Source organism: Streptomyces olivochromogenes, from assembly GCF_021538895.1.
Taxonomy (GTDB): domain Bacteria; phylum Actinomycetota; class Actinomycetes; order Streptomycetales; family Streptomycetaceae; genus Streptomyces; species Streptomyces olivochromogenes_A.
The window spans coordinates 27,004-51,642 of sequence record NZ_JADDRL010000009.1 but is presented as its reverse complement, the minus strand read 5'-3'; the positions used below and the strand labels follow the sequence as shown (position 1 = coordinate 51,642).

Annotated in this window: 22 protein-coding genes; 12 read left to right on the top strand and 10 right to left on the bottom strand. The window is 72.9% G+C overall.

Features of this window, described 5'->3' with window-relative positions; genetic code table 11:
- Positions 1-24: 24 nt before the first annotated feature.
- The 3 genes from IPZ69_RS06575 (at position 25) to IPZ69_RS06565 (ending at position 2,494) form a co-directional block, all read left to right on the top strand.
- On the top strand, positions 25-1,407 hold the full coding sequence (locus IPZ69_RS06575) for an aminotransferase-like domain-containing protein (protein ID WP_235453040.1): 1,383 nt from the start codon (positions 25-27) through the stop codon (positions 1,405-1,407).
- 98 nt (positions 1,408-1,505) lie between these two features.
- Positions 1,506-2,201, top strand: a complete 696-nt coding sequence (locus IPZ69_RS06570; RefSeq protein ID WP_235453039.1) for a L,D-transpeptidase family protein — start codon at positions 1,506-1,508, stop codon at positions 2,199-2,201.
- Positions 2,202-2,308: 107 nt separating this feature from the next.
- On the top strand, positions 2,309-2,494 hold the full coding sequence (locus IPZ69_RS06565; RefSeq protein ID WP_235453038.1) for a hypothetical protein: 186 nt from the start codon (positions 2,309-2,311) through the stop codon (positions 2,492-2,494).
- Between the two features lie 22 nt (positions 2,495-2,516).
- On the opposite strand, the gene IPZ69_RS06560 is transcribed toward IPZ69_RS06565, so the two are convergent.
- The 5 genes from IPZ69_RS06560 to IPZ69_RS06540 all read right to left on the bottom strand — a co-directional run bounded on the left by IPZ69_RS06560 (position 2,517) and on the right by IPZ69_RS06540 (position 8,531).
- The gene (locus IPZ69_RS06560; RefSeq protein ID WP_308407431.1) at positions 2,517-4,271 is read right to left on the bottom strand and encodes a SpoIIE family protein phosphatase; all 1,755 of its coding nucleotides are present in this window, start codon (positions 4,269-4,271) and stop codon (positions 2,517-2,519) included.
- Positions 4,268-4,981 carry a class I SAM-dependent DNA methyltransferase gene (locus IPZ69_RS06555; protein WP_235453037.1) on the bottom strand — a complete coding sequence of 238 codons (714 nt, stop codon included), beginning with the start codon at positions 4,979-4,981 and terminating at the stop codon, positions 4,268-4,270. The genes IPZ69_RS06560 and IPZ69_RS06555 overlap by 4 nt, the downstream gene beginning before the upstream one ends.
- A gap of 101 nt (positions 4,982-5,082) precedes the next feature.
- The gene (locus IPZ69_RS06550; RefSeq protein ID WP_235453036.1) at positions 5,083-6,465 is read right to left on the bottom strand and encodes a S1 family peptidase; all 1,383 of its coding nucleotides are present in this window, start codon (positions 6,463-6,465) and stop codon (positions 5,083-5,085) included.
- Positions 6,466-6,592: 127 nt separating this feature from the next.
- Entirely contained in the window at positions 6,593-7,423 is an 831-nt protein-coding gene (locus tag IPZ69_RS06545; protein WP_235453035.1) for an SAM-dependent methyltransferase, read from the bottom strand.
- A 46-nt stretch (positions 7,424-7,469) separates the two neighbouring features.
- Entirely contained in the window at positions 7,470-8,531 is a 1,062-nt protein-coding gene (locus IPZ69_RS06540) for a hypothetical protein (RefSeq protein ID WP_235453034.1), read from the bottom strand.
- Between IPZ69_RS06540 and IPZ69_RS06535 the strand changes: the two genes are divergently transcribed.
- The 3 genes from IPZ69_RS06535 to IPZ69_RS06525 are packed head-to-tail and all read left to right on the top strand — an operon-like array spanning position 8,530 to position 10,907.
- Complete coding sequence (locus IPZ69_RS06535; RefSeq protein WP_235453033.1) at positions 8,530-9,708, top strand: MalY/PatB family protein; 1,179 nt, start codon at positions 8,530-8,532, stop codon at positions 9,706-9,708. The two genes, IPZ69_RS06540 and IPZ69_RS06535, sit on opposite strands and share 2 nt — an antisense overlap.
- A gap of 43 nt (positions 9,709-9,751) precedes the next feature.
- Positions 9,752-10,510, top strand: coding sequence for a type 1 glutamine amidotransferase domain-containing protein (locus IPZ69_RS06530; protein ID WP_235453032.1), 759 nt, complete (start codon positions 9,752-9,754; stop codon positions 10,508-10,510).
- Between the two features lie 10 nt (positions 10,511-10,520).
- On the top strand, positions 10,521-10,907 hold the full coding sequence (locus IPZ69_RS06525) for a PPOX class F420-dependent oxidoreductase (RefSeq protein WP_235453031.1): 387 nt from the start codon (positions 10,521-10,523) through the stop codon (positions 10,905-10,907).
- 52 nt (positions 10,908-10,959) lie between these two features.
- On the opposite strand, the gene IPZ69_RS06520 is transcribed toward IPZ69_RS06525, so the two are convergent.
- The 4 genes from IPZ69_RS06520 to IPZ69_RS06505 all read right to left on the bottom strand — a co-directional run bounded on the left by IPZ69_RS06520 (position 10,960) and on the right by IPZ69_RS06505 (position 15,486).
- Positions 10,960-13,755: a hypothetical protein gene (locus IPZ69_RS06520; RefSeq protein ID WP_235453030.1), complete on the bottom strand. Its 2,796-nt coding sequence runs from the start codon at positions 13,753-13,755 to the stop codon at positions 10,960-10,962.
- Positions 13,756-13,918: 163 nt separating this feature from the next.
- Positions 13,919-14,101, bottom strand: a complete 183-nt coding sequence (locus tag IPZ69_RS06515) for a hypothetical protein (RefSeq protein WP_374292889.1) — start codon at positions 14,099-14,101, stop codon at positions 13,919-13,921.
- Between the two features lie 15 nt (positions 14,102-14,116).
- Positions 14,117-14,533 (bottom strand): Zn-ribbon domain-containing OB-fold protein, encoded by a 417-nt coding sequence (locus tag IPZ69_RS06510; RefSeq protein WP_235453029.1) that lies wholly within the window; start codon positions 14,531-14,533, stop codon positions 14,117-14,119.
- A 143-nt stretch (positions 14,534-14,676) separates the two neighbouring features.
- The gene (locus tag IPZ69_RS06505; RefSeq protein ID WP_235453028.1) at positions 14,677-15,486 is read right to left on the bottom strand and encodes a TetR family transcriptional regulator; all 810 of its coding nucleotides are present in this window, start codon (positions 15,484-15,486) and stop codon (positions 14,677-14,679) included.
- A 181-nt stretch (positions 15,487-15,667) separates the two neighbouring features.
- On the opposite strand from IPZ69_RS06505, the gene IPZ69_RS06500 reads away from it, so the two are divergent.
- From IPZ69_RS06500 to IPZ69_RS06475, 6 genes are all read left to right on the top strand, one after another.
- Complete coding sequence (locus IPZ69_RS06500) at positions 15,668-16,516, top strand: hypothetical protein (protein WP_235453027.1); 849 nt, start codon at positions 15,668-15,670, stop codon at positions 16,514-16,516.
- Positions 16,517-16,650: 134 nt separating this feature from the next.
- A complete protein-coding gene (locus IPZ69_RS06495) occupies positions 16,651-19,107 on the top strand; it encodes a tetratricopeptide repeat protein (protein ID WP_235453026.1) in 2,457 nt (818 codons plus the stop codon).
- On the top strand, positions 19,100-20,185 hold the full coding sequence (gene amcB / locus IPZ69_RS06490; RefSeq protein ID WP_235453025.1) for a cyclophane-forming radical SAM peptide maturase AmcB: 1,086 nt from the start codon (positions 19,100-19,102) through the stop codon (positions 20,183-20,185). The genes IPZ69_RS06495 and amcB overlap by 8 nt, the downstream gene beginning before the upstream one ends.
- A complete protein-coding gene (locus IPZ69_RS06485) occupies positions 20,178-20,414 on the top strand; it encodes a hypothetical protein (protein WP_235453024.1) in 237 nt (78 codons plus the stop codon). The genes amcB and IPZ69_RS06485 overlap by 8 nt, the downstream gene beginning before the upstream one ends.
- A gap of 171 nt (positions 20,415-20,585) precedes the next feature.
- Positions 20,586-21,401 (top strand): peptidoglycan-binding domain-containing protein, encoded by an 816-nt coding sequence (locus IPZ69_RS06480; RefSeq protein ID WP_235453023.1) that lies wholly within the window; start codon positions 20,586-20,588, stop codon positions 21,399-21,401.
- A gap of 78 nt (positions 21,402-21,479) precedes the next feature.
- Positions 21,480-21,965 (top strand): flavin reductase family protein, encoded by a 486-nt coding sequence (locus IPZ69_RS06475; RefSeq protein WP_235453022.1) that lies wholly within the window; start codon positions 21,480-21,482, stop codon positions 21,963-21,965.
- A gap of 259 nt (positions 21,966-22,224) precedes the next feature.
- Here the strand turns inward: IPZ69_RS06475 and IPZ69_RS06470 are convergent, their stop codons facing one another.
- Positions 22,225-24,585, bottom strand: coding sequence for a SpoIIE family protein phosphatase (locus IPZ69_RS06470; RefSeq protein WP_235453106.1), 2,361 nt, complete (start codon positions 24,583-24,585; stop codon positions 22,225-22,227).
- Positions 24,586-24,639: the final 54 nt, after the last annotated feature.

The window sequence follows — 24,639 nt, the reverse complement described above, 5'->3', positions numbered from 1 at the left end:
GTCCACTTGAGGGAAACTGGACCAATGGAAACCGGCTTCGTCGCCGCGCTCGGCGGCTGGCGCAGCCAGGAGGGCCCGCTGGCCCGGTCCCTGGCCGCGGCCGTCCGGGAGGCGGTGGTCGACGGCCGGCTCCCGGCCGGCACCGGGCTGCCGTCCGAACGGGAACTCGCCCGCGCCCTGGGGATCAGCCGCGGGACCGTGGTGACCGCGCTGGCCCTGCTGCGCGACGACGGCTGGCTGCACACCCGCCACGGCAGCGGCAGCGTCGTGCGCCTGCCCGCCCGCCTCACCGAACGCACCACCCCCTGGTCCCTGGACCGCGGCGGGGCGGGCGACGCCGACCTCGACCTGACCCTCGCCGTCACGGCCGCGCCGCACGAGGCCTACCTCGCCGCCCTGGCCCGCGCCGCCGAACGCAGCGCGCCCCTGCTCGTCGACTCCGGTGTCGCCACGGCGGGACTGCCCCGGCTGCGCGAACTCCTCGCCGACCGCTGCACCCGGGAGGGCCTCGCGACCCGCCCCGAGCAGATCCTCGTCACCTCAGGCGCACAGGCCGCGCTCACCCTGCTCCTGGACCACCTGCACACCGACCGCCGGGCACCGGTCGCGGTGGAGAGCCCGACCTACCCCGGCGCCCTCGCCCTCCTGCACGCCCGCCGGGCCCGGCTGCTGTCCGTACCCGTCACTACGCGCACCGGCTGGGACATCGAGCGCTTCGAGGCGGCCGTACGCCGACGACGCCCCCAACTCGCCTACCTCATCCCGGACTTCCACAACCCGACCGGCGCGCACATGGACGCGGCCACGCGTCGGCGGACCGCCGAACTCGCCGACCGGCACGGGGTGACGCTCCTCGTCGACGAGACGATGCGCGACCTCGACCTCAGGCCGCAGCCCGGCACCGAACCCCCGCTGTCCGGCCCGCGGGTGATCCGGATCGGCTCGGCGAGCAAGACCCTGTGGAGCGGGCTGCGGGTCGGCTGGATCCGGGCGAGCGAGGATCTCGTACGGCAGTTGCGGCGCAACCCCCTGCAAGGGCAGCTCTCCCCGCCGCCGTTGGAGCAGCTGATCGCGGCCGAGCTGTACGGCGACGCCCTTGAGGCGCTGCTCGCCGACCGCCGGGAGCGGCTGCGCGTCCAGCGCGACCACCTGGCCGGGCTGCTCGCCGGGACCGGGTGGACGTACACCGTCCCGGACGGGGGCCTGTCGCTCTGGGTGCGCCTCGGCGACCGCACGACGGCCACCCGGCTCGCGGCCGAGGTCGCCCGACGCGGCCTCGCGGTGACCCCGGGCCCGCTCTTCGCCGCCGACCGCACGACCCTGACCCACCACCTGCGCCTGCCGTTCACCGCGACACCGGAGGTGCTGACCAGGGCGGTGGATATCCTGCGCGAGTCCGGAAGTTAACCGTTTCGTCACAGCCTCGACCGCACCTACAACCGACTCCCCCGCGGACCTGTCTAGTTGTCGCAGACCGTCAGAACCGCGAAAGGGAGACACCCGCGATGGGGGACATACGCAGACGAGGCGCGATCGCGCTCGGCATCACGGGCCTGGTGGCACCGCTCGGGCTCGCGCTCACCGCCACCCCGGCCCAGGCCGCGAGTTGCACCACACAGGCCGGGCCGTACCAGAAGCAGGTCGAGAAGTTCCTCGGCCGCCCGGTCGACGGCAGGCAGTCCAGCGCCGACTGCAGGGCCATCCAGGCCTTCCAGAACAAGCACGGCATCACGCCGGCCATCGGCTACGCGGGACCCGTCACCTGGGGCGTGATGGACCTCATGAACAAGCAGAAGGCCGTCGGGAACAACCCGAACAAGGCTGGCAAGTGCCCGGTCAACAAGGGCCGGATCGCCTGTGTGAACCTCACCCTCCAGCTGAGCTGGATCCAGGACGGCGACCGGCTCGTCTACGGGCCGGTGCCGGTCCGCACGGGCCGCAACGGGTTCGAGACGCGCACCGGCCTGAAGAAGATCTACTGGCGCGACATCGACCACGTGTCGAACCTGTACCACGTGCCCATGCCCTACAGCCAGTTCTTCGACGGCGGCCAGGCCTTCCACTCGGTCAACCTCAGCATGTGGAACCCGCCGGGCTCGCACGGCTGCGTCAACATGACGACCAAGGACGCCAAGAAGTACTGGTCGCTCCTGAAGACCGGCGACGACGTCTTCGTGTACGGCCGCAAGCCGGGCACCTGAGCCGCGAACTCCCCTGCCCTCCGCGCCCTATTGACGTGATGAGCAACACGGTCCGAGATGTCCGTATCGCTCCTACTTACTCACGTCGTCTTCACGACGATCGGCATATGCTTCACAGCATGTCCACCACTGTTGAAGCCGTACCCGAGCGATCGGCCGCGGAGGTCAACGACGAGATCCGGGCCCTGTGGCTCCGGTCGGGCGGGACACTGAGCGTCGAGCAGCGCGAGGAGTACCGGCGGCTCGTCCTGGAGTGGGCCGCGGCGGCCCCGCAGTCCTCGAAGGCGGCCTGAGCGCCGCCTTCTCCCCGGGCGCTCAACGCCCTGCGAGCGTCCCGGGCAGCGGCTGCTCGAACCAGACCACCTTGCCGGTGCTCAGCCGCGTCGCTCCCCAGCGGAGCGTGAGCGTGTCGACCAGGAACAGTCCCCGGCCGCCCTCGTCGCTCGGCCGCGCGTGCCGCATCCTCGGCACCAGCGGCGAGTCGTCGCCCACCTCGCAGCGCAGCACGTCCGTGCGCACGAGCCGCAGCGTGATCGGCCGGGTCGCGTAGCGTACGGCGTTCGCCACCACCTCGCCGACCAGCAGCTCCGTCGTCTCCAGCAGCTCGTCCAGCGCCCAGCGCCGCAGGGTCCTGCGGGTCAGCCGACGGGCCTGCCCGGCGGTCTGCGGATGCGGGGCCAGGTACCAGTAGGCGACCGTCTCCGGCTCGATGCCCACGAGCCGGGCCGCGAGCAGCGCGATGTCGTCCTCCCGGTGTCCCGATCCGCGGTCGCCGAGCGCCGCGTCGCACAGCGCCTGAAGCGGGGGCGGGCCGGAGCCGGTCATCGCGGTGCGCAGCCGGCCGCGCAGCTCTTCCACTCCCGTCAGCACGTCCGCACCCCGGGACTCGACGAGACCGTCGGTGTACAGCAGCAGGGTCGCTCCGGCGGGCGCGGGCAGCTCGGTGGACTCGAAATCGCCGCCGCCGACGCCGATCGGGACCCCGGGCGGGATCCGCAGGATCTCCGCGCCGCCGTCCGGGTGCAGGAGCAGCGGGGGCGGGTGGCCGGCGTTGGCCACCAGGAGCCGGTGCAGGACCGGGTCGTACAGGGCGTACAGACAGGTCGCAAGGTGCCGGCCGCCGAGCCGTTCCGCCTGCTCGTCGAGGTGGTGCAGGACCTCGTCCGGGGGCAGGTCGAGCGCGGCGAGGGTCTCCACGATGGTGCGCAGCTGGCCCATGATCGCGGCCGAGGTCACGGAGTGGCCCATCACGTCGCCGATGACCAGCGCCACACGGTTGCCGGCCAGCTGGATCACGTCGTACCAATCACCGCCGACCCGGGCGGTCCGCGAGGCCGCCAGATAGCGGTTGGCCAGCCGCACCCCGGTCGGCTCGGGCAGCGCCGCCGGGAGCATCGTGCGCTGCAGGGCGTCCGCGACGGAGGCCTCACGTCCGTACAGCAGCGCCTTGTCCATGCCCAGGGCGGTGTGCGTGGCGAGCTGGGAGGCGACGAGCAGGTCGTCGCCGGTGAACGGCGGCCGGTCGGGGCCCCGGATCAGGACGACACTGCCCATGACCTGGCGGCGGCCGACCAGCGGGACGATGATCAGCCGCTGTCCGGGCGGCACCGTGCCGGCGGCACCCGCCGCCCCCAGCAGCTGGGCCACCGCGGCGCCGGCCCCGGGTGCGCCGCCGAACACCGGCCGCCCGTCCCGCAGCAACTCGGCGAGCGGCCCGGCGAGGGCCGGCTGCGCGGCCGAGGCGGCCGGTGGTCCGGGAACGCCGTCGGCCGGGCGCCCGGGTGGGGGCCGGTCCGTGTCGTGCGGGCGCAGGACGACCGGGCCGGGCGGGAGCTCGTCGCCCACCGGCAGGGGGTCGCAGAGGTGCACGACGATCCGGTCGGCGAAGTCCGGCACGGCCGCCCGGCGCAGCTCCCGCAGCGTCTCGTCGAGGCCCATGCCGCGGCCGATGCGCCGCGTGGCCGCGTCGAGGTAGCGGAGCCGGTCGGTCTGCGGCCCGGGGGCGTCGCGCGGCCCGTCGCTCCACGGATGCCCGACGGGTCCGTCAGGGGCTCCGAGGTGCCGTGTCACGTGTCGCGCTTCCGTCTGCAGCGCAGGAAGATCTGCTCCTCCGGCTGCACGTCCAGGCTCGCCGGCGCGTAGGTGTACGAGGACTCGTCGACGATTCCGAAGCCGCCCGCCTCGACCACCGCGCACAGGTCCTCGCGCAGATAGCCGGAGACCCGGATGGTGCTGCCGATGAACGGGATCCCGAAGTCGTCCACGTCGGCCTCCACCATCGACAGCGCGAAGAGGCCGCCGGGCGTCAGCAGGTGCGCGATGGTGTCCAGGGCGAGGGGGATCTCCGCGCGCGGCAGCATGAGCAGGGAGAAGAACGCCGTGACCGCGTCGAAGCGGCCGAGGTCGCGGGGGCCGCCCGGACGCAGGTCGGCGATGTCCATCTGGTGGAACTCGGCCCCGGGGACGTTCTCCCGGGCCAGCGCCAGCATCCCGCCCGACAGATCGACGCCGACGACCTGGAAGCCCGCCTGCGCCAGCTGGCGCGAGGTCGGCAGCCCGGTGCCGCAGCCGAGGTCGAGCACGCGGGATCCGGCCGGCAGCGACTTCACGAGCCAGTCGGTGGCGGCGATCTGCCCGTCCTTGTGCGGGAAGGCCTCGTCGTACCGGTCGCCGATGACGTCGAACGCCTCGGCCTGACCGGTGCGGTCGATCCGCAGGTCCCCGTAACCTTGCCTGCCGTTCGGGCTGTTCACGAATAATCTCCCCTTTGGAGACCTCATGGTGCGATTTTTTCACAAGTCGCAGGGCCGTGGAACGCCCGCCAGGGCCGAAGCGCCAGGTGCCGGATCGATCACCAAGGGTAGTGCGCGCCGGGTGTGGATCAACCCCAGGTGGCCGAGTAGTACCGCTGGTACGCCCGGCGGTCCTGCTCCGAGCGGATGTAGCGCGTGGCGACCAGCGCGATCAGGCTGCCCGCGATCAACAGCAGTCCGGGCCCGACGTTCCGCGTGTCGGTGATCCGGGACAGCAACGTCTCGCCGTCCGACGTGCTGGTGACCGGGGCCGAGGAGCCGGGGGAGGCCGCGCTGGGCGCGACGGCGCCCTTGGTGGGCGCGGCGGACGGCGCGGGAGCGGCGGCGCCGTTCTGGCCCTGGGCGCCGTTCTGCGCCGAGACGATCAGCCGGACGCCGAGCGCGGTCATCGCCTTGGTCACCGGCTGGAAGAACGTCGTACCGCCCGCGGTGCAGTCACCGCTGCCGCCCGAGGTCACGCCCAGCGCGACGCCCTCGGAGAAGAGCGGCCCCCCGCTGTCGCCGGGTTCGGCGCACACATTGGTCTGGATGAGCCCGGTGACGGTGCCCTCCGGGTAGTTCACGGTCGCGTTGAGCCCGGTCACCTGGCCGTCGTGCAGCCCGCTCGTGCTGCCGGAGCGGAACACCCGCTGCCCGACCGTCGGATCGGCGGCCCCGGTGATGCGTACGCCGTTGCCCTTGCCGATGGCGACCACGTCGGCCCCGTCACCGGCCTTCCCGGAGTTGTACTGGATGAGCGAGAAGTCGGCGCCGGGGAAGTTGGTGTTGACTGTCGTGCCAAGCTGCTGGTTGCCCTGGTTGTCGGCGAACCAGATGGAGCCGGCGGGCCCGCAGTGACCGGCGGTGAGGATGAAGTCGCCCTGCCCGTTGGTGACGTTGAAGCCGGCCGAGCAGCGCCCGCCGGTCGACAGGATCGGCTGGGCGCCGTTCAGCCGCGTGGTGAACCTGCCCTGGGTGCGCTCCATGTGCACGAAGGTGCCGATGCCGTTCGCGGTCCGGGACATCCGCGACCAGTCGTCGGCCGAGACCGTCTTGTCGGCCTGCACCACGACCTGGTTGGTGCGGTAGTCCACCGCCCAGGCCGTGCCCGCCACCCGGGGCGCCGAACGCAGCGTGGCGGTGGCCGCCTTGAGCTCGTTCATGCTGTGCGGGACGAGCTTCGGCTCCGCCCCGGCCCGCCGCACCGTCTCGGCGGCCTGCCGGTCGGTGACCGCGACGACCGGACGGCCGCCGGCCCCGATCCAGCTGCCCGCCGTACGCGCCGTACCCAGTTGCGACACCAGGGAGGTTCCGGTGCCTCCCGCCGTCGCCGCCGAACTGAAGGGGACGGCGGACGTGCCGGGAGTCTCGCTCGCCATGGCCTGGGTGACCATGACGCCTCCCAGCAGGAGTCCGCCGACCGCCGCCAGCTGTGTCACTCGCCGGACGACCCGTCGTCGTGCGTGCCTCATGCATGGCTCCCGAACCCCGAACGCGCGGCATCAACACCGCGGGGCCCTCCGGTGGTTGAGCGCCCTTCCCTCCATACGTGGCACGAGGCGACGGCGTTCACCGCCGGGCGGATCTTCTCGGGTTCCGTCAGGACTTGCGGGCCACCCCGCCGAACATGGCGACCTCCTCCGGCAGCGCGGCGTCGGCGTCCTCGGGCCGCCAGCGTGAGCAGGACAGCACGCCCGGCTCCAGCAGGTCGAGGCCGTCGAAGAACCGGGCGACGTCCTCGGGGGTGCGCTGGGTGAGCTTGGGCGTGCCGTGCTCGTTCCAGAACTTGACCGCCTCGTCCACGTCCGGCATCGACGGGCTGGTGATGGTGTGCGACAGCACCAGGTGGCTGCCCGACGGCAGCCGGTCCACCAGCCGCCGCACCAGACCGTACGGGTCCTCGTCGTTGCCGATGAAGATGACGACGCCGAGCAGTATCAGGGCCACCGGTTGGCTGAAGTCCAGGGACTTCGAGGCGTGTTCGATGATCGCGTCGACGTTGCGGAGGTCCTCGTCGAGGTAGTCGGTACTGCCCTCGGGGGTGCTGGTGAGCAGGGCGCGGGCGTGCGCGAGGACGAGCGGGTCGTTGTCGACGTACACGATCCGGGAGTCCGGCGCGACGCGCTGGGCGACCTCGTGGGTGTTGTCGGCGGTGGGCAGACCGGTGCCGATGTCCAGGAACTGGCGGATGCCGAGGTCGCCGGCCAGGTGCCGCACGGCCCGGCCCAGGAACAGCCGGTCCGCGCGCGCGTACTCGCCGATGCCCGGGTGCAGTTGCCGGATCTGGTCGCCGGCCGCGCGGTCGACCTCGTAGTTGTCCTTGCCGCCGAGCCAGTAGTTCCAGATACGGGCCGTGTGCGGCTGGCCGGTGTTGATGCGGGCGCGCAGCGACGCGGCGACGTCGTTGGTGGCTGCCGGGTTGTCGGTCACGGGTCGGCTCCTGGTGCCTGGGGGAGGTGCGGGGTCAACAGGCAATTTAGACGGCCGAGTTGATCTCCGCCGCCGGACCGGGGATTTCCGTCGCCCGGGCGAGCCGGGACCAGCTGTCCGCGTCGCCCCAGACCGACTCTGCGCCCACGTAGGGACGCAGCAGCGCGGTGAGCGCCGGGTCCCCGTGGCCGCCCAGTTCGTCGGAGGCGATCTTGCGGGCGATGCCGGCCAGGAAGTCGGCGATCTGCACCCGCGCGTCCAGCCGCGAGTGCACCAGCCGCAGCCCGCCGAGGGCGACGCCCTCGCGCCGCGCCCGCTCCTCGATCCAGGCGATCCGCTCCGGGGTCAGCATGTTCTGCCGGTCGTGCACCAGCGAGACCCGGTCGCCTTCGGCGCTCCAGTGGGCGGCCGTGCGCACGATGGCCGGGAAGAGGGGATTGAGCACGGGAATCAGCGTCGGCCCGTCCGCCAGCCGGGCCCGGTAGGAGTCCGCGCGCGGCCGGGCCGCGGCCAGCCGCCGCACGGTGGCCGCCGCCGGCGCGGCGGAACGCGTCCGGCACAGGGCGTCCACGGCCCGGAAGAACGCGTCCACGGCCGGCTCACCGTCCTCGCGCACGCGCAGCAGGCGATTGGCGACCGCCAGGAACTCCCGCCACCGCGGCTCCCCGAAGGTCCCCGGCCCGTCCCGGAACAGGGTCACGGCGTCCGCCGGGTCGCCGAGCAGCACGCCGACGGCCCGGTCCACCACGAAGAACGCCTTCTCGGTCAGATGCACATGGGCGCGCCCGTGGATCGGCCCGGCGGGGTCCAGCAGCCACTCCAGCACCGCCCGGTGCTTCTCCCGCAGCAGATGGTTGGCCTTGTACTCCTCGGCGGGCGAGCGGATCCGGTCCCGTATCTCCTGTACGCACGCGGCCGCGACGTCCGGCGGCAGCCGCACGCTCGCGTGCGCGAACACGTCGGTGTTCCCGCCCATGAGGTTCTCGCCGTCCGACCCCGACTCGTCACAGGCGACCTCCAGCGGACGATCCTTTGCCCCCAGCCCCGCCGCCCGCACCCCGTCCGCCCGATTCCGGCTCACTCCGCAGCCCCCTATCTTGACCCTCATGACCAGCATCCCGCACGAGACGACCGGTGAACCGAATCCCCTGCGCGTTCTCACCCTCGACCGGCTGCGACGTCGTACGAGCATGAAATGGCGCACCTACCCCGACGACGTGCTCCCCCTGTGGGTCGCCGAGATGGACGTGCCGCTCGCCCCCGCCGTGATCCACGCGCTCACGGACGCGCTCGACCTCGGGGACACCGGCTACCCGGCCGGCACCGGCTACGCCGAGGCGCTGGCCGCGTTCGCCGCCAAGCGATGGAACTGGGACGGGATCACCGTGGAGCGCACGGCGATCGTGCCTGACGTGATGCTGGGCGTCGTCGAGATGCTCAGGCTGGTCACCGGGCCGGGCGACCCGGTGGTCGTCAACTCGCCGGTGTATCCGCCGTTCTACCAGTTCATCGCGCACATGGACCGGCGGGTGGTCCAGGCGCCGCTCGGCGCGGACCTGCGCCTGGACCTCGGCGTGCTGGACGCCGCGTTCCGGGGCGCCGTCGCCGGCGGCGGGCGGGCCGCGTACCTGCTGTGCAGCCCGCACAACCCCACCGGAACCCTGCACACCGCCGAGGAACTGGCCGCCGTCGCCGCCCTCGCCGGACGGTACGGCGTGCGGGTCGTGGCCGACGAGATCCATGCCCCGGTGGTCGCCGCCGGCGTCTGTTTCGTGCCGTACCTGAGCCTGCCCGGCGCCCAGAGCGGCCTGTCGCTGATGTCGGCGTCCAAGGCCTGGAACCTGGCCGGGCTGAAGGCCGCGCTCGCCCTCGCCGGACCCGACGCCGCCGCCGACCTCGCGCGCCTGCCCGAGGAGGTCAGCCACGGCCCGAGCCACCTCGGCGTCATCGCCCACACCGCCGCGCTGACCGACGCCGGGGGCTGGCTGGACGCCCTGCTGGCCGGCCTCGACGACAACCGGCGGCTGCTCGCCGACCTGCTGTCCACCCAGCTGCCCGCCGTCCGTCACCGGCCGGCCGAGGCCACCTACCTCGAATGGCTCGACTGCCGCGACCTCGGCCTCGGGGACGACCCGGCCGAGGTCTTCCTGAAGCGCGGCCGGGTCGCGCTCAGCTCAGGGATCCGGTTCGGCACCGGCGGGGAGGGACACGTACGCCTGAATCTGGCGACGTCCCCGGAGGTGCTCACGGAGGGCGTACGGCGAATGGCCGTGGCCCTCCGCTGACCGCCCTGTCATGGACACGGGGGCCGGCTGTCATCATGGGCCCATGCGCGTGCTGATGCCGGTCCCCGACCGCGACTTCGACGTGACCGAGGTGGCCGTGCCCTGGCGGCTGCTCACCGAGGCCGGGCACGAGGTGGTCTTCGCCACCGAACGTGCCGGAACCCGGCCCGCGGCCGACCCACGGCTGCTCACCGGTGTGCTCTTCGGGCAGCTGGGCGCGGCGGACGAACCCAAACAGTGGTACGAACAGCTCACCGAGGCACCGGAGTTCACCGCCACGACCGCCTGGGCCGACCTCGCCGTGGAGGAATTCGACGGACTGCTGCTGCCGGGCGGACACGCGCCCGGCATGCGCCAGTACCTGGGCTCCGGGGAACTGCGCCGCCAGGTCGCCCGGTTCTGGGCGCTCGGCCGGCCGGTCGGCGCGATCTGCCACGGCGTGCTGGTCCTGGCCCGCACGGCGGACCCGGGGACCGGCCGCAGCGTCCTGGCCGGGCGCCGTACGACCTGTCTGCCCAAGTACATGGAGCGCACCGCCTACCTGAGCACGGCCTGGCGCCTCGGCCGCTACTACCGCACCTATCCGGCCTACGTCGAGGACGAGGTGAGGTCCGTCCTCGACCGGCCGGACGCGCAGTTCGCGCGCGGGCCGAGGGAACTCACCCGGCGCGGCACGGCCAGCGACGACACGTATGCCTTCGTCGTCGAGGACGGCGGCTATCTGTCGGCGCGCTGGCCCGGGGACGCGTATCTCTTCGCCCGCCGCTTCCTGGACCTGCTCGGACAGCGGGCGGCCTCCTAGACTGCCGCGCATGGACGACATGCCGCTGGACCGGCTCGGAGCCGGCAAGTACCTGCTGGTCACCAGTTTCCGCAAGGACGGAACTCCCGTCCCCACCCCGGTCTGGGTGGTGCGGGACGGGGACACCCTCGGTGTCTGGACGACCGCCGACTCCTGGAAGGTCAAGCGGATCCGCCGCCGCGCCGACGTCCTGGTCGGCCCCTGCGACCTGCGGGGCAATCCGACGGGCGAGCCCCGCCCGGCCACCGCCGAGCTCGTGGACGCGGCCACCACCACCCGCTACCGCGACCTCATCGCCCGCAAGTACGGCATCGTGGGCCGCCTCACTCTGTGGGGCAGCCGGCTGCGGCGCGGGCTGGAGGGCACCGTCGGCATCCGGGTGACACTGAAGCCCTGAGGGAGCCGTAGCTCCCTCAGGGCTTCGTCTTCAGGACCTCAGGGCTCCGTCGTTACGACGCGTTCAGCACGGTGCCGTTCAGCTCCAGGCCGCCGGGCCGCGGCTCGCCCGCGTCGTCGAGCTGCCGGAAGCGCACGGACTCCGTCGGCTCGTCGACCCGGTCCGTGACGCTCGGCACGGTGACGTCGGCGCTCGTCCTGCCCGCCGGGACGTTCACCCACAGCCAGAGGCCGTCCACCTTGGACAAGGGCCGCTCGGGGTTCGGCGACGCGCCCGTGATGTCCCGCAGCCAGGCCGGGTCGACGTCCTTGGTGGACAGTTCCGGACCGGTGGGAGGAGCGACGGCGAAGGACGTGCTGAGGTCGACGTCGGCGCTCTCGGACAGGGACACCCGCCACTTCAGGGGCTTGCCCTCGGTCACCCGGTCGGCCAGCGGGGTCACGCTCACCTTGGGCGCCGGGTCGTCGTTGCGCACGTAGATCCCGCCGCGGTAGGAGCCGACGACGGCACCCTTCACCGCCTTGACCAGGATGTCGTACTGCAGGTCGGAGCCGTAGCGGGTGTCGCCCTTCACCTTGACCGGCACGTCGATGTCGTGGCCGGCGGGCCGCACCGTCACCAGCCGGTCCTTCGTCCGCCCGGTGACCGGGTCGATGACGTACACGCGGACCTGTCCGCTGCCGTGGCCGGACACCTGGACGGGCACGTGGTACGTGTGCACGCCCGAGTTGCCCTCGTCGACCTTGGCCCGGCCGACGTCGACGCGCGGCAGCGCGGCCTCGTGCACCGCCGGGGTGCCGGGGCGCCAGCCCCAGGCGTCCATGAGCCAGGCCTGCCCCTTGCGGGAACGCGGCGTCAGCTCCAGGGACTTGACGTGACGCAGGTCGAAGCCGGCCCGGGTGGCCGCCGTGAGCGGCACCCGCACCTCGCGCGCCCAGTAGGCCGCGTTGCGCTCGCTGCCCGGGAGCCCGTCGACGCGGACCCGGCCGAGGGCGGCCCGGTGGCCGGCGGCGTCGGTGACGGACACGTCCAGCTGCGTGCCGGACGAGTTGGGCGGAACGAACACGCGCAGCGCCAGCTTCTCGGCACCGGCCAGGGAGACCGGCTCGGCCGACTTCATCCGCATCGCCGTGCCGGGGGAGGTCCAGCGCAGCGCGACGGCGTGCCGGCCGGCCTCACGATCGGTCTCCCACGTCGCGAAGTGCGGCGAGGAACCCTTGGCGCCCTGGCCCAGGCATGCCACGGACGGGCGCGGGTCGACCGCCGAGCACAGCCGGCCGCCGGTCACGGTCACGTTGCCGTCCGGCAGGAACCCGGCACCGCGCTTCGCGCCCACGGCGTGGCTGAGCACGCGCGCGGGGTCCGCCGACGGGGCCCGTCGTGCCGAACCGTCGAGCAGCGGACGCACCCGGTCGTCACCGGCGACGAACAGCCGGGCGGCGGCCGCGATGTAGGTGGACCCCGCCTTGTGCTGCTGGTCGGCGGTCAGCCGGACGGCGGTGCCCTTCGAGCACACCGGGTCCCGGTGCTGCGGGTCGCTCCAGAAGTCGTCGTCCGCGGGGGCCTGCGCCTGCCCCGGAGTCCACTCGGTGTTGAAGAAGTTGTGGTTGGCGCCGACGACGTAGACGGCGCTGTGCAGGGCGGTACCCCGGCTCACGCCGCGCGTACCGTCGACGTACACCTCGCCCTGGAGGTCGGAGACGTCGCCGTCGCAGCCCGGCAGGATCGTCATCGACGGCACGTCGGGCACCGGGTTCTGACCGAAGACGGTGGGGCCGATGAGGACGGTGCCCTTGATGTGCCAGCGCACGGGGCCGTGGTAGCCGTCCTGGTCGGCGGGCGGCGGGTACAGGCTGTCCAGCGCGGCCCGGTTCACGCCCTCGCCGCCGCGGGAGTGCCCGATCAGCATGACGCGGGACAGGTCGGCGGGCGGCGCGTCGCGTACGACGGCCGGTGCCGTGGCGGGGTGGGCGGCCCAGTCGGCCCACTGGGCCAGGTGCAGCCGCACCAGCGACGAGCGGGCCTGCGCGCCGCCGTCCTCGGCGGCGAAGTCCTGGCCGTTGATGCCGTTGGCCGAGATCGACACCGTCATGTAGCCCTGGGAGGCCAGGAGTTTCTGGTCGCGCAGATAGCCGCGGTGGCTCGGGATCGGCTTCGTCCCGGCCGGGCAGGGCCAGTCACCGTTCACGTCGCCGTGCTCGACGTAGCAGGTGGAGTGGCGGCCGTGCAGGAACAGCGCGAGCGGCCGCTTGCCCGTGGCTCCCTTGGGCGCCACCACCACGGCGCGCATCTCGACCGGAGCGGAGAACCCGGGCAGGCGCACGGACTTGAGGTTGTACTCACCGGTCACCGTGCGGTACGAGCCCGGCTTGCCGGGGTCCACGGCATTGGCGGGGAGCGGCGCGGGCGGACGGGCGGCGGAGCCGAGACCGCTCGCGGAGTTGTCCGCCGCGGCGCGTCCCGACTTGTCCAGCCGGTGCCCGCCGGACCAGACTTCCAGGCTCTTCAGGCTGGCCGCGATGCCGCTGCGGCCCTGCGACCGGAGGTCGCCGAGGGCGAGCCGGAACGTGTGCCCGTCCTTCGCCGGCACCGGGATCCCCAACAGGTCACCCTGGGAACGGAATTCGACGCGGGCGTCCCCCATGGGGACGGGCGCGTCCGAGCGCCACTCAAGGCGCGGCGCGTCGGCCTTCCCGGCGATGTGCCAGCCGGGTGGCAGGTTCCCGTCCGTAGCCGCCGCGAGCGGCCTTGTCTCGGACGGTTGTTGCGCCTGCGCCAGTCCTGACGAACCTCCCGTCACCGCGAGCACCGCTGCGGCGGTGACCCATATTCGCCGGGCACGGACCACTGTTGACCCTCCTTGCACCGCGAGTGAGGACGTCCCCGGACGGCCCAGGGGTCCCCTCGCGCCCCGGAGGACGGGAAGGAGAGGGTGTGGGTTGCCTGTGAAGAAGGAAGATCGCGAAGAATGGCCAAGACCGGTGGGGCGGCGGTCGGTTGAGGACGAACGGCTAGGCCGACCGGCCCGGCACGGGGGTGGCCTGGTGGTAGTACAGCCGCCGGCCGTCGGGCCCTTCGGCGCGCCTGCGCCAGAGCGAACTGCGACGGGCGTGGCGTCCGCCGAACGCGGTCTCGTAGGTGAGGCGCAGCTCGCCCGCGATCGCCTCGTTCACCTCGTCCGCATCACGACTCACGGGCGGCGGTCTCCGTCAGGTCCAGGCCCGGTACGGCTCGTCGAGCAGCTGGAAGACCGGCTCGCCCCGGACGGGGTCCTTGGCCGTGGACAGCCGGACGCGGTCCCCACTGTGGATGCCCACCGGCGGACCCATGACCCGGCCGCGTACGACGAACCCCTCGGCCATCTCGACGAGCGACACGTTGCGCGCGGCGGGCGTGTTGCGGTGCACCACCGTGGAGTGGCGGACCGTACCCACCCCCTCGCTGCGCTCCGTGCGCAGTTCGCTGCCCTGGCACACCGGGCAGAGCAGCCGGTGGTACATGGCGGTGCCGCACCAGGCGCAGCGCTGGTAGAGGATGGCGTCCTTGGCGCTCTCGGGGGCGGGGGCGAGGACGCCCGTGGCGAAACCGCTCGTGGGGTGAGCGGCGCTCACTGTGTGGTGGTACACGCTGGTCAACTCCCTGGGCTCGGCCGGTTTCCCGCGTGCCGGCGCGAGCCGTGCACGCATGTGCCCGGTTGTCGTGCCGCCGTGCACGCCGTCAGAGTATGGCACTCAGTGCCACTCGTAAAGGCACTCCGTACCCGGAATTTTCAGTCGCGGCCGAGCGCGGACTCGATCTCCTGCACCAGCCGCCACAGCGGGGCCCCGCGCCGGAAGGCGAGGACGACCACGTCCTCGGGACGCTCGGGCCGCATCAAGGCGAGCGGGGGGATGCCGGGCCGGTCCGACGCAGGGGCGACCGGCCGGTCCGGCGGGCGGGTCTCGGGCCGGTCCGATGCGGGGGTGCCGGACCCGGCGGGGTCGGGCGGCCGGCCGAAGACGGACTGCACATGGCCGAGCGCGTGGTCCACCTCGGTGCCGGCGTCGCCCTGGCCGTCCGAACGCAGCCAGGAGCGCAGCGCGTTGTTGTGCGCCGCGACGACCGCGGCCGCGATCACGTCGGCCCGCAGCGTCCCGTCGGGCCGGCCGGCGAAGCGCCCGCGCAGATACTCGGCGAGCGCCCGCTCGTAGCGCCACACCACCGACAGCTCGTACGCGCGCAGGCCCGGCACCTTCTTGGTGAGCCGGTAGCGCTGCACGGAGAAGGTGGGGTTCTCGGCGTACATCCGCAGCACCAGCCGGGCCGCGTCGCACACCCGCCGCACCGGCTCGTGCTCCGCGCCGCTCGCGGCCAGGAAGGCGGTCATGTCGGCGAGGCAGCGCTCGTGGTCGGGGAAGACCACGTCCTCCTTCGACGGGAAGTACCGGAAGAAGGAGCGCCGCCCGACCCCCGCGAGCGCCACGATGTCGTCGACGGTGGTCTGCTCGTAGCCGCGTTCGAGGAACAACCGGAAAGCGGCGGCGACCAGGGCGTCCCGCATGGGCGGCTTCGCGGCCGCGGCCGCGCTGGTGGAGCTCATGAACGCGAACGTAGCACCCCGGACCGTACCGTGTGGCACTCAGTGCACACTCGAAAGGGAACGGAGTGCTCTCCGGCCCGCCGGCGACGGGCGCGACACCCCGACGTAACCTTTCCGCACCCGGTGGAGACGCCGGCAGCCCCGCCCATGACACCGGCCACCGCCGCCCGAGGAGAACCGCATGCCCGCCGCCCGCCCGCGCGTCCTCTACGTCACCGACCTGGCGTACCCGGCCCGCGGGCGCCGCTACTGCGACGAGGACATCTTCCTGACCTCCCGGCTGCGCGCCCACTTCGACCTGGCCCTGTGCCATCCGCTCGACGCGGCCGCGCTCATGGACGGGTTCGACGCCGTCGTCGTCCGCAACAGCGGGCCGGTCCTGGCGTACCAGGAGGAGTACGACGCCTTCCGCGCCCGTGCGCTGGCCAGGGGTACGCGGGTGTACAACCCGCTCTCCGGCCGGGCGGACATGGCCGGCAAGCGGTACCTCCTCGACCTGACCGCGGCGGGCTTCCCGGTCATCCCCACCGTCGACCGCCCGCAGGACCTGCCCCGCCTCCCGGAGGCCGAGCGCTATGTGGTCAAGCCCAAGCTCGGCGCCGACTCGATAGGACTGCGATTCGTCCCCGCCGAGGGGCTGGGCGACCTCATCGACGGGAGTGTCCTGGTCCAGCCGTGCGTCGACTTCGCGTACGAGGTGTCGTTCTACTTCGTCGACCACGACTTCCAGTACGCCCTGTACGCCCCGGACCCGGGGCAGCGCTGGCGGCTGGAGCCGTACGCACCCACCGCCGAGGACCTGCACTTCGCCCGCCGCTTCATCGACTGGAACGCCCTCGGCCACGGCATCCAGCGCGTCGACGCCTGCCGCGCCCCCGACGGCGCCCTGCTCCTGGTCGAGCTGGAGGACCTCAACCCGTACCTGTCCCTGGACGCCCTCCCGGCGGAGACCCGGGACGAGTTCGTCACCGCGATGACCCAGTCCCTGCACCGCTTCCTGGGCGCGGAGCCCGGCCCGGCCCGACGGTGATCCGTTCGGTCGCCGCACACGCCTCGGGGCCCCCTTGGCGAGCCCGGCGGGAGCGGACTGTCAACCACGCGGTGCGGATACCAAGTTGAGCAAGCCGTATGTGCCGAAGGCGCCCTGGGCCACATCATGGACCCATGGGGGACGCCACGAGTCCGAGGCCGGACGGCAACGGAACAGGAACGGGTGCGGGGTACGAACCCGACGTCACCGTCGGAACGGATCTGCTCGACTTCCGAGCCGGACGGTTCCACGGGGACGTGGTGGGCAAGAAGGTGGAGCACCACCATCACACGCCCACCGGTACCCGGGCGCTTCGGTCCCTGCCGGCTCCGGTGCGCGGATTCGTCGGCCGCCGGCGTGAAGTGGACGCGCTGCTGCGCGCCCTCGACCCCGTCGCGTCCGCGAGAGGCGCCGTCCTCGTCTCCGCCGTCGCGGGGCTCGGTGGGATCGGCAAGACCGCCCTGGCCCTCCAGGCGGCACACGAGGCACAACACCGCGGGCTGTTCCCGGCCGGGGTCGTCTTCCTCGACCTGCACGGATACGACGACGTCCCCGTGACGCCGGACCAGGCACTGGAGCAGTTGCTCCGGGCCCTCGGTGTGCCGCGCGACCAGATCCCGGTCAGTGCCGACGCCCGCGCCGGGCTGTACCGCTCCGTACTGGCCGAGCTGGCCGAGGAACTCGGCGCCCTGCTGATCGTGGCGGACAACGCCTCCCGGTCGGCACAGGTGGCGCCCTTGATGCCGGGCCACCCGCGCCACCGTGTCCTGGTGACGTCCCGCGAAACCCTGTCCCAGCTCGGCGCACAGATGCTCCACCTCGGGGTACTCCCCCCGGAGGTCGCGGTGGAGGCGTTGGACACCGCGCTCAGGACAGCCGACCCGACCGACTCGCGCATACGACTGGAAGCCTACGAGGCGGGACGCCTGAGCGCTCTGTGCGGCCGCCTGCCCCTGGCACTGCACATCGCGGCAGCCCTGCTCGTCAATGATCCCGGCAAGCCGGTGGCCGAGCTCGCGGACGAACTCGCCGACGCGACGCATCTCATCGACCACTTGGACGACGGAGAGCGTGCCATGAGGGCTGCCTTCGACATGTCCTACCGTCGCCTGCCGGAAGTCCCCGCCCGGCTGCTGAGGCTGCTTGCCCTCGCCCCGGGGCCGGAGGCCGGACTGGAGGCCCTCACCGCGCTCAGTGGCTCCGCTCCCGCACGACGCGACCTCGACGTGCTCGTCAGAGCCCATCTGATCGAGACCGGAAGCCGCCGCGGACGGTGGCACATGCACGATCTCGTCCGGGCCTACGGCGTTGCGCAGGCCCAGGAGGACGCGATCGCGAAAGCGGACGCACAGGCCGCCAGGGCCCGGCTCCTCAGCCGGTACAACGCGCGCGTCGTCGACGCTCACGCCCATCTCAAGCCCGTCAACGGGAAGATCCGGCCGAGCGGCTTCACCGACCGGGACGAGGCGCTGGCCTGGCTGGACGCGGAGCGCGCGCAGCTCGTGGCCGCCGCCCAGTGGTCCGCCGATCCGGAGCACGCGGACTCGGGAGTGCGTCTGGCGCTGAGCCTGTGTCACTACCTCGGCTGGCGGCGCGCCTTCGACGACGCCGCACTGGTGTACCACTACGCCATCGAGGGAGCGCGCCTGCTCGGTGACAGCCGCCGCGAGGGGATGGCCTTCGACAACCTCGGGATCGCCCTTCGCCACTTGCGGCGCAACGAAGAGGCCATCGCGGCGCACCGCAGTGCCCTGGAGGTCTTCGGTGCCCTCGGTTCCCGACCGGGCCAGGGCAGGGCGCGGTACAACCTGGGCAACGCGTTGTTGAGGGCCAGGAGGTTCGGCCAGGCTCTCGAAGCCTTCGAAGAGGCAGGCGCTCTGCTCGACGCGCCGGGATCGGCGCATGACTCGGCCCTCGCCCAGAACGGTCTGGGCACTGCCTACATGTTGATGGGCCGCTGCGACGAGGCGTTGCGCCACATCGCCCGCGCCCATGACGCGTCCCGGGAAATGGGGGACACCTGCCTCGAAGCGGATTCCGTCAACAACCGAGGGCGCGCCTGGCGTGGACTCACCCGCTTCGACGTGGCGCGGGAGGACCACCTCCGGGCTGTGGGCCTGTTCCGCTCGCTCGGCCGCGCCGAGGGTGTGGCGACCGCGCAGAACGACCTGGCCATCACGCTGCGGGTGATGGGCCGTGCCGCTGAGGCCGTCCACCAGCACACCGAGGCGTTGAGGGCACTGAGGCGGCAGGGGGAGCGATACCGCGAGGCCAACGTCCTCAACGATCTGGGCAGCAGCTTGCGGGCGGCGGGGCGCCCGGACGAGGCCGCCGACTGCCACCAGGGCGCGCTGGCACTTTTCCGCGACGTGTTCTCGGACGTGTACGGGCAGGCGTGCTCGCTCGACCGCCACGCGGCGGCCGTGCTGGACACCGGGGACACCGAACGCGCTCGGCGGTCGTGGCACGAATCTGCCCGTTTGTACCGGGAGGCCGGTGCCGATGAGGAAGCGGGGGCGGCCTTGCGGCAGGCCGGGGCCGTGAGCGGGGCCGTCTCGGCGGCGCGTAGCCGGGAGGCGGCCGATGACTGAGCTGGCAGAGACCGCGACAGTCGTGTTCATGCAACCCATCACGTTGTGCAATCTGGACTGTTCGTACTGCTACCTGCCGCATCGAGCGGCCAGCAGGCGCATGTCGCCGGACGTGGCGGACGCCGTGGCACGGGCTGTTCTGGCCTGGTCGGACGAGCACCCGGTGCGTGTGGTCTGGCACGGTGGGGAACCGCTCGCCGTGGGCACCCGTGCTTTCCGGGAGTTGATCGACCGCTTCCGATCGGGCCGTCACCGCGTGAGCCATGCGGTGCAGACCAATGCGACCCTCATCGACGACGCATGGTGCGAGGTGTTCTCCCGTCACCGGATCCGCGTGTCGGTCAGCCTGGACGGCCCTCAGCGGTTCAACCGCGCCCGGACCACCCGGGGCGGCCAAGAGAGCTTCGACCTCGCTCTGCGGGGCATCGGGGCACTGCGCGACCACCGGATCCCTTTCGCGGCGATAGCGGTGGTCGAGAACCCTGATGCGGACAGAGCGGGGGAACTCTACGACTGGTTCGTCGAGTTGGGGTGCCGTTCCCTCGGCGTCAACATCGCGGAACGCAAGGGAACCCATGCGGTGCCCCAGGTGGACGACGAGCGTGTGACTGCCTTCTGGTCGGCCCTCCTGGCCCGCTGGAGGGACGACCGGAGGATGCACATACGTGAGTTCGACCACGTGTTCCGGTACCTCGCGGCCGAGTTGAGTGGTCGGGCGCGGGAGAGGACACGGGCACTCCACGACCCGATGCCCATGATCACCTGGGACGGTGAGGTCAACGTACTGGGGCCGGATCTGGCGGGTTTCTCCTCCCCCCGCCTCGGCCCCTTCACCGTCGGCAACGTCGCCGACGCGGAACTCACCGAACTCGTGCGGCGGGCGTCCGACGTCGGGTGGGTGCGGGAGGCCCTGACCGGCCTGGCCGCCTGCCGAACCACCTGCGACCACTACACCTATTGTCTGGGCGGTCAGCCGGCGAACAAGTACTTCGAGACCGGCCGTTTCGACGTCACGGAAACGGCGTACTGCCGCAACAGCAGAAAGCGACTCATGGAAGGACTGATCCGCGGTGTCTGACGAGTTCGAGTCCGGTGAGGATCTTCGCGAGCGCCTCAAGGCCCATCGAGCCGAGTTGTCGCTGTTGCTGGCGCAGGCGAGTCCCGACGCGTCGTGCGTCTCGTCCACCGACGCCACCCGGCGGGCCGATGTTCTGGTCTCGGCCGGCTCGGAGGGCGCCGATGGATGGTCCGACGGGTCGCCCGAAGACCTGCTGGACGAACAGGAAGACGAGGACGACGAAAACTAGGGGCCTGTACCACTGCCTGATCGCAGCCCGCTCAGTTCGCGTTGCCCTGGCGCGTCCGGTTCCTGTCGGGGGAGTGGGCACGCGCGCTGTCGAGGGCGCGCGGGCGCAGCGGCTGAACCGGAGGGCGGTCGGGCTCGTATCTCTCCCCGGGGATCGCGGAAGGAGAAGAGTGTGTCGACACCGTCCGACCCGGAGCAGCCGGACCACGGCCCGGTCCTCGAACCCATTCATGTCCTGCGCCCCCGCCGCTTCGACGGCCTCGCGGAGCTGATGCGGGAGATGCAGCAAGACGCGGAAGGCCATGAAGCGGTCGCCCCGGCCGGGCGGCGCGCGGCTGCCGAGGAGGAGACCCAGGAGCTTCCTTCCGTCCCCGGTGCCCCGCGCGTGACACCGGGCGGTCGCGGCCGAGCCGGCTCGCGTCCAGCCGGCTCCCGCCCCGCGGGTTCCCGTCGCGCCGGCTCGGATGCCGCCGCCGACGGTCCGCTCGGCTTCGGCCCGGGGCTGCGCCGCGCCGGTGTCGCCGTCGCCGTGACCGCGGCCGCGCTGGTCGGCTTCAGCAGCGCCCTGCTGCTGCCCGGCCGCGGCGACGCCGCCACGGTCAGCCGTTCCGGTGGCACGGCCACCACCGCCCCCGACACGACCGACCCGGCTACGACCGGACCGACCGCGACCGACCCCGCCGCGACCGGCTCCACCACGCCGAGCGCCTCCGCGCCCACGGCCGGCGCCGGCACAGCCGATCCGGACGGTGCCGGGACCCTCCGCGAGGGCAACACCGGCCCCGAGGTCGTCGAACTCCAGCAACGCCTGCTGCGCGTCCCGGACGTCTACCGGGACGGTTCCACCGACGGCCGCTACGACGCCACGCTCACCGAGGCCGTGGCCCGGTACCAGCTCTGGTACGGCATCAGCGGTGACGAGACCGGCGTCTACGGAGACGACACCCGCCGGAGCCTGGAGTCCCGGACGAGCGTCGGCGACGGCTGACGGGAGGGGAGCGGGCAGCGGCGCCGTGTGGTGAGGTGGTGCGCAGGGACGGACGGCGCGGACGGGAGCGGTGCGGGCATGGCGGTCGCGGACGAGTTCACGGACCGGCTGGACCCCGAGATGTGCGTGGTGACGGCCGCGGCGCACGGTGAGCGGGCCGGCTGTCTGGTCGGGTTCGCCTCGCAGTGCTCCATCCGGCCGGTGCGGTTCGTGGTCTGGCTGTCCACGGTGAACCGGACGTACCGGGTGGCCCTGGCCGCCGACCGCCTCGCCGTGCACCTGCTGACCCGCGACCAGTTCGCGCTGGCCGCCCTGTTCGGCGGGGAGACCGGGGACCGCGGAGTCGACAAGTTCGCGCGGGCGCGCTGGTCCGAGCGGCCCGGCGGCGCGGTCGTGCTGGCGGACGCGGCGGCCTGGTTCGTCGGCACCGTCGCCTCCCGCGCCGACGGCGGCGACCACGTCGGCTTCGTACTGGACCCCGTGGAGTGGGGCGGGCAGGGCGAGGGCCCGCTGCTGAGGCTCGCCGACGCCCGTCGCATCGACCCTGGTCACCCCGTGGAGTGATGGATTCCGCCTGGGCTCGAACGCCCGGCAAGGTCTGGGAAAAGCAGGTGGGGAGCGCTCTCGACGCCGGTGACGATGGGCAGCTACCGTACGGCTCCCCGCCGCCCCGTTCCGAAGGCGTACCGATGAGCGGCTCCCGCATCCCCGGCCTCGTGCTGCCCGCCGTGTTCCTGCTGACCCTCGTCGTGGGCCTGTGCTGGTACTGGCGGCACCGCGACGACGACTGAATCCCCGGGTCCGGCCCCTTCGACTGCCGCGGCTACTCCGCCGCCTCGGGCATCCGAATGTCCACCACGCAGACGTCGTCCCGCCGTTCGCCCTCCAGCATGGCGGCGAGCAGCGCCTCCAGGGAGCCGGGTCCGTCGGCGTCGTGGCCGACAGCGGCCTCCGCCAGGCGGGCGAGGCCGCCGTCGAGGCCCTCGCCGGGCCGTTCGACCAGCCCGTCGGTGTACAGCAGCAGCCGGTCACCGGGTTCCAGCACGCACGCGGCCGACTCGAAGACCGGGGACGCGGTCGCGCCGAGCAGCATGCCGTCGGGGCGGTCGAGGTAGCGGACCTCGCCGCGGCGCAGGAGCAGCGGGGCGAGGTGGCCCGCCTGGGCCCACTCCAGCCGGTGCGCGCGGGGGTCGTACCGGGCCAGGATCAAGGTGGCGGTGGTGTTGCTGTCCCGGGAGTGCAGCAGCAGCGAGTTGAGCCGGGCGAGCGCGCCGGTCAGCGAGGACCCCGTGCTGACCATGCCCTTCGCGGTGAACCGGAGCTGGGCCATGGTGGCGACGGCGTCGATGCCGTGACCGGCGACGTCGCCGACCACGAACAGCGCGGACTCGTCGGGCAGTTCGACGGCGCTGAACCAGTCGCCGCCGACGTGGATCTCCGACTGGGCGGGCAGGTAGGCGACTTCGACCCGCAGCCCGGCGAGCCGGATCGGTTTGCTGGGCAGCGGCAGCAGTGCGTGCTGCAGCCGGGTGGCCATCGCCCGCTCGGCCTGCAGCACCCCGCGTTGCAGCAGGATCGCCCGCTCGCTCTCGACCAGCGCGAGCTCCGCGCTGCGCTGCGCGGTGAGGTCCTGGACGAAGCCGTGCACCTCGACGGGCGTCCCGTCGGCGTCCGCGACCGCCTCCGCGACGGCCCGCAGATGCCGGACACCCGGGCCGGACGCGGTCCGGAAGGGTACGTCGAACGGCCGCCCCTCGCGGACGAGTTGGGCTATCGCCCGGGACAGCGCGGGCGCGTCCGCGGGCAGCGCCAGGTCCGGCAGCTGGTCGAGGCGGACCGGGCCGCGTGCCGGGTCCCGGTCCAGCAGCGCGTACGCCTGGGACGACCACGTGACCTCGTCGGTGGCCAGATTCCAGTTCGCCCAGCCCAGGTTGCCCAGCCGTTGCACATCGGCGAGCCGTTGCTCCTGCCGGTCCGAGGGGTCGTGGCGGATCCAGGTGACCAGCAGCCCCTCGCCCAACCGCGTCGCCCGCACCGAGTACGTGGCGGTCCGGGGCACCCCGGCCACGTCCTCCTGGTACGCGAACGGCTCGCCCTCGTACGGCTCCGAGCCGATGAGCGCGTCCAGATACCCCTGCCACAGCGGCTCGCCCGCGACGGACGGATAGCATTCGAGTATCCGCAGGCCGACCAGCTCGCGCCCGCTGCGGCCGAGGACGTCGACGGCCTCCGGGGTGGCGGCGTCGATGCGGTAGTCCTCCACCTCTCCCGACGCGCCCCGCAGCGGGGCCAGCAGGACCGTCGCGCCCGGCAGCGCGTCGAACATCGCCTGCACCGCGGTGGGGAGGGCTCCAGGGGTGACGTCCTGGACCGCGTCGAAGGCGCGCAGCCGGCCGGCGCAGAGCCGGGCGGCGGCGCGCAGGAGTATGCGCTCGCGCGGGGTGAAGCGTCCCTCGCAGCGCCGCAGGACGCCGAAGGCCAGGGTGGACCGGTCGCCCGTGGGCACCGGCAGCCAGGCCCGCGACCGCCACCGCTCGGGCGGGTTCCCGATCAGCAGATGACGTCGGCGGTCCGCGGTGAAGTCCTCCAGCCAGCGCGGCTCCTGTGCCTCCAGGACCTCCAGCGGGGTGACCCCGCTCAGCGGCGGCACCTGGCGCCACTGGGCCGCGAGGGTCTCGTCGATGCCGGAGTGGCCGACCAGTTCGAGTCCGCCGTCGGGTCGGCGCTCGTAGAACATCACGGCGTCCGCGCCCACTTCGGGCCCGATGTGGGCCAGCAGGCAGTCGGCGAGTTCCCGCGGCGAGCCGACCCGCAGCAGGGCCTTGCCCAGGCGGGCGAGCGCGTCGGCGTCGGCTTGGGTGCCGGTGGCCGTGGCTTCCCAGGGGGTGCCCCCCGTGGCCCGGCTCGCGCCGGCGTCCTGCGGGGCGGTCGCCGCGGGCCGTCCGGAGCCGGCCTCGGCCGCCGCGTCGGCGAGGTCCCCGCCGCCGGCGTTGGGCTCCAGCGGCGGCATCAGGGCGCCGAGCGTCAGCCAGCACTCCTCGATCAAGGTGCGGTGCCCGGTCTCGGCGCGCGCGACGAGTTCCTCGTGGGCGGCGTCCGGGGAGGAGCCGGTGAGGGCCATCAGCGCGCCCTTGGCCCGCTCCAGCACGGCCGAGGTCGCCGCGAGGTCCCGCAGCCGGTCCATCTCGGCGCGCTGCCTCGCCACGACTTTGGCCAGGGCCGCCAGGTCGGCGACGTC